The following is an 8399-nucleotide window of genomic DNA, read 5'->3' as shown; positions in this document are numbered from 1 at the left end:
TGGTGCGGGCCTCCAGCCCGAAAATTTGGTGAGCAGCAAAACTTCTAGCGGCTGATCTCAACCCTCAGCTGCCCTACTTACCTACTTATTCCCTGCTTGTCCAAGAAAATCTAAAAAAAATGCACCAGCGCACGCTGGCGCAAGAGGGTCAACTTTTACCGGTCAGACATCGACCTAGACAAGGGCAGGGATCCGAGATCCTCCCAAGGCCTCCACCAATGCCCGCACTTGAGCCACCATGGCCACTTCATCCTGGAGCCGGCTGACAGCTTTGCCCACCCCTACACCTGAAGCGCCGGCAGCAATGGCCAAGCGCACTGTTACCGTCGAGAGGCCGGAAGCGCAGATAACCGGTACCGAGACGACACCGCTAATTTCATAGGCGGCGGCCAGGGTGGGGGCAGCCTTCTCGATCAGGCCCAGGGATCCCCCGTGAACCGGCTCGGCACTGGTGCTGCCCTCGGTTTGGATGAGATCGGCTCCCAGATCCTCCAGTTTCTCGGCCAATTCTGCCTGTTGATTCAGAGGCAGAGTGTGGGGAACGGTTACCGACAAGAGCGTGCGGGGCAGAAGAGAGCGGGTTCGGCGGGTAAGGTCTAGGACTTCCGCTGCGGAGAAGATGCGGCCTGAAGGGTAGAAGCTGTCGTAATTGCCGATCTCGGCCATGTCTGCTCCTGCCTGTACGGCTGCGGCCAACTGCTGCGGCTCCACCGCCGACACACAGATGGGCAGATCGATCTGGGCGCGTACCCGCTGCACCAATTCGGGGCTGGCAGCGATATCCACCCAAGTGGCCCCTCCCTGTTGGGCGGCGCGGGTGATGCTCAGAACCGACTGCAGGTCGAAGTTTTGTAGACCGCTGATGATCTTGAGGGCCCGACGTTGGGCCAGAGCGTCGAAAAGAGCAGCGTGAGAGGCAGTGGTCATAGGCTCGTCAGCTTGTGGAAAGGCAGTCTAAGAGGAGTGAAAACAAATGGCTGCTAAAACTGGGCTTGGGGAAGCCTTTGCTCAGTCTAGAGGGTTTGCCTCAATCCCACAAGGGTCCCTCTTTACCCCATCATCCCAGTCCTTTTGGCTCACCACAATTCTTCAATAGAATAGGGATCCCTTCTTGCAAGCCATCATGTATCGCTCTCCCTTCCCCTTCCTGGGCCTGCCTGAGCCGGATCCGGAGATGGCCCAAGCAATTCTCCTGCCCGTCCCCTACGAGGCCACCACCTCCTATGGCAAAGGCACCGCCAAAGGCCCTCAGGCGCTGTTGCAGGCTTCTGCCTATGTGGAGATCTACGACGAGGTACGGGATCGCCAGCCAGCTCTTCACCCCGACTTCTCGGAAGAGATCTCCCGCTACTGGACGGCCCCCCCGGTGGAGTTGGAAGGTCTGGGATCTTCCGCCCAGGAGCTGGCTATGGCCGAAATCCAGCGTCGCGCTGCCGAGTGGGTGAGACCGGGGCGGTTCCTGCTTTCCATTGGTGGGGAGCACTCCATCAGCGGGCCCCTGATTGCTGCCCACCTGGCCCATTATCCGGAGCTGCACGTCCTGCAAATCGATGCCCACTGCGACCTGAGAGATAGCTACGAGGGATCCCGCTATTCCCATGCTTCTGCCATGGCCCGCGTGGTGGAGCAAGTGGGCAGCCGCCTCACCCAAGTGGGGATCCGCTCCATCTGCGCCGAAGACCGCCAGACCATTCGCGAGCGCCGTCTGCACACCTTTTTTGCCCACAGCCTGCACGCCAAGCCAGCCCAGGAGTGGATCCCAGAGGTGATTGCCACCTTGGGCCCCCAGGTTTACCTGACGGTGGATGTGGATGGGCTGGATCCCGCTGTGGTGCCGGCCACCGGTACCCCTGAACCCGGCGGCTTGGGCTGGTGGGAGACGGTGGAGCTGATTCGGGCACTAGGACAGCAACGGCAAATCATCGGCGCCGATGTGGTCGAGCTGTCGGTCACGGGAGAACGGGAAACCGATCGCCGCAGCGCCTTCACGGTCGCCAAACTGGCCTATCAGATCTTGGCTGCGGCCTTGGGTTAAGCTCAAGAAGAGCTTGGCCGAGGATCCTCTGGTTTGGCTGCTTGCTCTGGAGTGGGAGCCAGTTTACAGACTAGGGTCAGGGTTTGCTGCATGGTAGCAGTTTATCTGTTTTGGATTGGAGGGCGGTGCTTCTCCCCACAGATAGATCTGGGGGCTTCCGCGCCGGGTTTTCTTGGTGAAATCGGTCCATCCCCGTCGTCCTGCTTTGGAACTTCCCACTGGGTTCTGGATCCCGTTGGTGGGCGGGGCACTGGTGCTGCTCCTCTTGGCCACCTGGCTGCAGTGCTTGGTGGTGGTGCCTGCCGGCACACGGGCTGTGGTGTTCAACTCTCTGACGGGGCTGAAGCCGCAACCGCTGGGAGAACGTATGCCTTGAAGCGGTAGCAGACAGTCCGCCGGCTCTGGGTTCTGCGAAAATCTATCCCAAAGCATTGCTGCCAATCGGAACGAGAATGGGGATAGAGATCCCCGGCCTGCTGACCTGACGATGCCCCTTGACGAGCAGCTCATCCACAGCCGCATTCAGGCCATCCGAGCCCAGATCCCAGACCATGTGGAGATCATGGCAGTGAGCAAAGGCTACAGTGCCGACCACATCCGCGCCGCCTATCGGGCCGGGATCCGCCACTTTGGGGAGAGTCGAGTGCAAGAGGCCGCCGTCAAACAAGGGCAACTGCAAGATCTGACCGATATCGTCTGGCACTTGATCGGGCATCTGCAGACCAACAAAGTCAAACCGGCCCTCAAGCAATTTGCCTGGATCGACAGCGTCGATAGCTTGCGCCTGGCCAAGCTGATCAACCAAAAGGCTTGGGAGCTGCACCTCACCCCCAAGCTTTGCCTGCAGGTTAAATTGGCTCCGGATCCCAATAAATTTGGCTGGCCCATCCCCGATCTGTTGCAGAGCCTCCCCGAACTGAACCAACTGCTGCAGGTGCAAATTGTGGGCCTGATGACCATTTTGCCTTTGGGCTTGAGCTCAGAGGCGGCCCTAGACCTGTTTCGCAAGCTGGCCGAACTGGCCGATTACATCCAGCGCAGCGGCTATGAACATCTGCAGGTGCACACCCTCTCCATGGGTATGTCCGACGATTACCCCCTGGCGGTGGCAGCAGGCTCTAACTTGATCCGGCTGGGGCGCGCTTTGTTTGCCGACGCCGAGCAGGAATAGATGTGACCTCTGTGAAGCCGTTAAATTGTGATTAAATTTTGTGTAAAGCCGTGAACTCCGGAGTCGCCCTGCGGGGTACCTTCGGGGCGAGAGTTTGGCTTGGCTCGATCAAAAGCGGGGGGATCCCGCCCAGGATTTGCCCTATTGGGGAAATTTTGGGGAAATTTGTAATCATTTGCGTTACTTCCGTTAACGTGGGCTCAATCCAGACGGGGAGCAGAGTTCAATCCTGCCAAACAACGGCTTGGCAAGTGAGATGACATCTTCACTTCTTCTGGGTAAACTCTACTCGTCGAATCAATGGGGTTTTGTTAACCTACGTTAGCCCCCACCTGCTTCGGCAGCTTCCTGAGCAAACCCTGTCTCAGCCTATTGAAAGACTTTGACCGGGAATAAAAGGACGCCCCCTAGCTTGAGTGAGCCACTCAGGATCCAATCAAGAGCCTGAATCCTACGCTCGCCGTAAACCCATGACCTGTAGTGAGGATGTGCATATGAATGTCAATGGAATCTGGAGCAGGGTAAGAGATTTTGTGGGTCTGAATGATCCCGTGGACGGCCTGGAGGAGTACTCTGAAATGGAAGGGCAGGATGATTACCAACTGCTCTACGAGGGACGCCGTTCCCAACCGGCTGCTCCCCCCGAAGAGGAGGAAGTGAGTACCCTTCCGCGAGGGCGGCGGCAACGGGGAGTGGAAGCAGGGGAAGGCTCTGCCGGTCGAGAAGAGTCGCGGGGCCATCGGCGCAGTCAACATCGGGATCGCTCAGCAGGGGGCAGTATGGGGAGCAACGTGATTGGATTACCGGGCGTAAACCCACCCACCAGTGAAGTGGTGGTGATGGAGCCGCGCAGCTTCGATGAGATGGCTCAGGTTATCCAGTACCTACGGGAGCGCAAGACGGTGATCATGAACTTGACCCTAATGGATCCCGCTGAGGCGCAGCGCTCTGTGGATTTCGTTGCCGGCGGCACCTACGCCATCGATGGCCACCAAGAGCGCATCGGAGAGAACATTTTTTTGTTCACCCCCAGCACGGTGATGGTTTCCACCCCCAGTAGCCAAGTGGTGCAGCCGCTGCAGCGCCCTTTGCAAAGCCCTACCCCCCTCTGGCCCAGCACCTATGAGCATCTGCAGGCAGTAGGTCAGCACTAGTTGCTATGGAGCGGCCACTGCTAAGTGTTATCGGGGGTGGAGCCATGGGATCCGCCCTGCTGCGGCGTTGGGTGGCTGTGGGAGTTTATCCTGCAGCTCAGATGGCTTTGCGGGAGCCTGATCTGGATAAGGCTGTGGCCCTGCAGCAGGAGCTGGGTATCCGATTGTTGGCGGATCCATCCCAGGCGGGAGAGTCTGAGATTCTGTTTCTGGCCGTTAAACCGCAGCTCTTCCCGGCAGTGGTGGCTGAGATGGGCCGGCTGTCCGCCACAGAGCTGGTGATCTCGATTATGGCCGGGATCCCCTTGCAGCAGTTGCAGCAGGCTTTTCCCAAACAAAAGGTGGTGCGCACGATGCCCAACACGCCGGCGCTGGTGGGGGCGGGCATAACGGCCATCAGCTACGGGCCAGGGGTGACGCCTATGCAGGTGGAGCAGGTGGAGAAGCTGTTTCGCGCGGTGGGCGAGGTGGTGACGGTGGCCGAAAGCCAGATGGATGCGGTGACGGCACTTTCGGGTTCCGGGCCGGGGTATCTGGCGGTGATTCTGGAAGGGCTGATCGACGGAGGGGTACAGGTGGGGCTGCCGCGTCCCATTGCTACCCAGTTGGCCCTGCAGACCTTGGCGGGTACTGCTGCCCTCTTGCAGCAAGAAAATCTGCACCCTGCCGTTCTCAAAGACCGGGTCACCAGTCCAGGGGGGACGACCATTGCCGGGATCCAAGCCTTGGAGCAGGCGGGGGTGCGGGGAGCCCTGATGCAGGCAGTGCGAGCGGCCTACGAGCGCTCTTGCCAGTTACAGGGATCCTAGCGGGCCAGCAGCCCTTGCCACAGGGGGCGGGTGATCCAATTCCATCCCACCTTGAGCTGGTGTTCTAGGGTGGGCAGGCGCACCAAATAGGCAGTTCGCCGGGCCAAATAGCCCAGGGGGCCGGTCAGGGTGAGGCCGCCAAGGGCAGAAAGCACCGCCGTATCCACCCCCAGGCTGAGCATTTCCCCCAGAGAAAAGTAGCGAAAGGGCAAGAGAGGCCGCTCCTGGGTGAGCAAAGCCCACAGGTTCCAGGCGCAATAACCGGCCTGTTGAAAAGCCGCTTGGGCTGTGGCCGGCACCGGCTGTCCCTCCGCATCTACCACCGCCGCTGCATCCCCCAAGGCAAAGATCTCTGGGAAGGTGGGGGTCTGTAAGGTGGGCAAAACCTGCAGCCGTCCCCGCTCGGTTTTGGGCAGATCCAAATTGGCAATCACCGCTGCCGGTCGGGTTCCGACAGTCCACAGCACAGCATCCACAAGATCTGTGGCGATCTCCTGGCTCTCCAGTCGCTGGAGCTGCAGACGGAAGGGAGGGGCGCCGTTCTCGTTAAGGGCCTCGATGCCCAAGACCTTGGTTTGCAACTCCACCTGCACCCGCCGTTGGGCCAGCGCCTCTTGGGCCGCCTCCCGGCTGGAGGGAGCAAAGCCGGACAAGATTTGGGATCCCAACTCGATGAGGCGGATCCGTCCCCGCCAGCCCAGCCGATCCGCCAATTTGCAGGCCAATTCCACGCCACTAGCCCCTGCTCCTGCAATGGCCAGAGCCACAGGCTGAGCCGGATCCCGGTCTTCCAACGCCTTCAGGTGGGCGCGCAGCCGCTGAGCATCTGCCAGGGTGCGAAAGGGAAAAGCAAACTCCGCCGCTCCCGGAACGCTCTCCAGAGGGGTTTCTCCCCCCAGCGCCAGCACCAGCGCGTCGTACTCCAAGCTTTGCCCATCTTCCAGCTCCACTCGGCGGGCTTGAGGGTCGATAGCCCGGACGGATCCCCGGCGAAACTGCACCGATTCTGGGGGCAGCAGATCTTGGAAACGGGGGGCCACCTCCCAGTCTTCCATTTCTCCGGTGAGCAGCTCGTAAAGCAGGGGGGCAAAGACAAACCGCTCCTGCCGGTCGATCAAGGTGATCTGGGGTGGCTCTGACCAGGGTTGCCGGCTCAGTTCCAAAGCTGTGTACAGCCCGCCAAAGCCGCCCCCAAGAATGCAAATGCGATTCATGCTCGGATGGTTCACGTGACGTTATCAGACGTTATCAAAGTTGCGCGAAAGGCCCCGACTTAACAATCACACCCTGCTGATGCAGAAGGGGCAACGAGGGATGGCCCACCTTGGGCTTGAATTGATTTAAACTTTCCCGGCTAGACTTCTCCAGCGTAGTCTTTGTTGCCCCAGCTTTGCCAAGCCGGCACTTCTGACAGGGAAGCCCGTCGCTCGTCCAGCCAAGTTTGGAGAATCACTGCCGCCGACTGCTGATCGATTAAGCCCTTCTGGGCTTTGGCCGGGATCCCCGCCTCGCGCAGATCCCACTCCGCCTGCGCGGTGCTCAGGTATTCATTGACGGTAACAATGGGAAGATCCACGGCCACCTGCAAAGCGCGCACGAACCGCTGGACTTTGCGGGCCTGGGATCCCACCGACCCATCCGCCAGAAGGGGGATCCCCACCACCACCACGGTGGCCTGGCGGCGGCGGATCCACTCCTGCACTTGGGCAATATCCTCTGAGAGGGATCGTCGCTGGATGACCCCCAAGCCGGTGGCCAGCAGCCCCAGCCGGTCGGAGCCGGCCACGCCAATGCGGCGGTTGCCTACATCCAGCCCCAGCGCTGAAAGGGGATCCCTTGTGGCAGAATAGTTCAGGCTTATCGACATCCTTGCTGATCTTTATGGCTGCCTGGCCCCCTTTGGGGCTTGCAGTTTCCGTTCCCCTATCCTCTCTCGATGACCCTGTTTGGAGCAACACTCGATGACCAGCGCTACCCTGTCTCTCCCGAAGCATGAAGTGAAAGATCTGAACCTCGCCCCCCTGGGCAAGCAACGGATCCAGTGGGCGGCGCGGGAGATGCCGGTGCTGGCCCAGATCCGGGAGCGCTTTGCTCAAGAAAAGCCCTTGGCCGGGCTGCGCTTGGTGGCCTGCTGCCACATTACGACCGAAACGGCCAACCTGGCCCTGGCTCTACAAGCAGGGGGGGCGGATAGCGTTCTCATTGCCAGCAATCCCCTTTCCACCCAAGACGATGTGGCCGCCAGCCTGGTGGCGGACCATGGCATTTCGGTGTTTGCCCTCAAAGGAGAAGATGTGGCCACCTACCGCCGCCATGTCCAGATTGCCCTAGATCACCGCCCCAACCTGATTATCGACGATGGCGGAGATGTGACGGCAGAGCTGGTGCAGCACCGTCAGGAGCAACTGTCGGAGCTCATCGGCACCACGGAAGAGACCACCACTGGCCTGGTGCGCCTTAGGGCCATGCTCAAGGCGGGGGTGCTCAGCTTCCCGGTGATGACCGTCAACGACGCCGAGACCAAACACCTGTTCGACAACCGCTACGGCACCGGCCAATCCACCCTGGACGGGATCCTGCGCTGTACCAACATCCTTCTGGCCGGGAAGACGGTGGTGGTGGCTGGCTACGGCTGGTGCGCCAAGGGAGTGGCCATGCGGGCCCGCGGCATGGGATCCCAGGTGATTGTCACGGAAGTCAACCCGGTGCGGGCTCTGGAGGCGGTGATGGACGGCTTCCGGGTGATGCCGATGGAAGAAGCCGCTGCTCTGGGGGACATCTTCATCACCGTCACCGGCAACAAGCACGTGATTCGCGGCGAGCACTTCGACCGCATGAAGGATGGGGCGATGGTCTGCAACGCCGGCCACTTTGACATTGAAATCGACCTGGTGGCGCTGCAGGAGCGGGCCGTCTCCCGACAGACGGTGCGCCCCTTTGTGGAAGAATACCGTCTGCAGTCGGGCAAGTCAGTGGTGGTGCTGGGGGAAGGCCGCCTGATTAACTTGGCTGCTGCCGAAGGGCACCCCGCCAGCGTCATGGACATGAGCTTTGCCAACCAGGCCCTGGCCTGCGAATACCTGGTGAAAAACCGGGGCCGCTTGGCCCCAGGGCTTCACCCCATTCCTCTCGAGGTGGACGAGGCCATCGCCCGCCTCAAGCTCAAGGCCATGGGGATCCAAATCGACAGCCTCACCCCCGAGCAGATCGAGTACGGCAACACCTGGACT

At 60.6% G+C, this 8399-nt stretch carries 9 protein-coding genes; 6 read left to right on the top strand and 3 right to left on the bottom strand.

What is annotated here, in order from left to right; all coding sequences use genetic code 11:
- Positions 1-174: 174 nt before the first annotated feature.
- Entirely contained in the window at positions 175-927 is a 753-nt protein-coding gene (locus NW856_RS12195) for a DUF561 domain-containing protein (protein WP_414400489.1), read from the bottom strand.
- Between the two features lie 184 nt (positions 928-1111).
- On the opposite strand from NW856_RS12195, the gene speB reads away from it, so the two are divergent.
- The 5 genes from speB to proC all read left to right on the top strand — a co-directional run bounded on the left by speB (position 1112) and on the right by proC (position 5169).
- Positions 1112-2035 carry an agmatinase gene (speB, locus tag NW856_RS12190; protein ID WP_414400488.1) on the top strand — a complete coding sequence of 308 codons (924 nt, stop codon included), beginning with the start codon at positions 1112-1114 and terminating at the stop codon, positions 2033-2035.
- 172 nt (positions 2036-2207) lie between these two features.
- Positions 2208-2411, top strand: a complete 204-nt coding sequence (locus NW856_RS12185) for a hypothetical protein (RefSeq protein ID WP_414400487.1) — start codon at positions 2208-2210, stop codon at positions 2409-2411.
- A gap of 111 nt (positions 2412-2522) precedes the next feature.
- Positions 2523-3206, top strand: a complete 684-nt coding sequence (locus tag NW856_RS12180; RefSeq protein WP_414400486.1) for a YggS family pyridoxal phosphate-dependent enzyme — start codon at positions 2523-2525, stop codon at positions 3204-3206.
- A 578-nt stretch (positions 3207-3784) separates the two neighbouring features.
- A complete protein-coding gene (locus NW856_RS12175; RefSeq protein ID WP_011433347.1) occupies positions 3785-4360 on the top strand; it encodes a cell division protein SepF in 576 nt (191 codons plus the stop codon).
- 5 nt (positions 4361-4365) lie between these two features.
- Positions 4366-5169 carry a pyrroline-5-carboxylate reductase gene (proC, locus tag NW856_RS12170; protein ID WP_414400485.1) on the top strand — a complete coding sequence of 268 codons (804 nt, stop codon included), beginning with the start codon at positions 4366-4368 and terminating at the stop codon, positions 5167-5169.
- Here the strand turns inward: proC and NW856_RS12165 are convergent.
- Positions 5166-6383, bottom strand: coding sequence for an NAD(P)/FAD-dependent oxidoreductase (locus tag NW856_RS12165; protein ID WP_414400484.1), 1218 nt, complete (start codon positions 6381-6383; stop codon positions 5166-5168). The two genes, proC and NW856_RS12165, sit on opposite strands and share 4 nt — an antisense overlap.
- Positions 6384-6523: 140 nt before the next feature.
- Positions 6524-7036, bottom strand: a complete 513-nt coding sequence (gene ruvX / locus NW856_RS12160) for a Holliday junction resolvase RuvX (RefSeq protein ID WP_011433350.1) — start codon at positions 7034-7036, stop codon at positions 6524-6526.
- A 94-nt stretch (positions 7037-7130) separates the two neighbouring features.
- On the opposite strand from ruvX, the gene ahcY reads away from it, so the two are divergent.
- Positions 7131-8399: adenosylhomocysteinase (gene ahcY / locus NW856_RS12155; protein ID WP_414400483.1), on the top strand; the 1269-nt coding region annotated here is incomplete at its 3' end.

The sequence above is a fragment of the Synechococcus sp. R3-13 genome (genome assembly GCF_047462195.1).
Taxonomy (GTDB): Bacteria; Cyanobacteriota; Cyanobacteriia; order Thermostichales; family Thermostichaceae; genus Thermostichus.
This window is presented reverse-complemented; position numbering and strand designations above follow the sequence as displayed.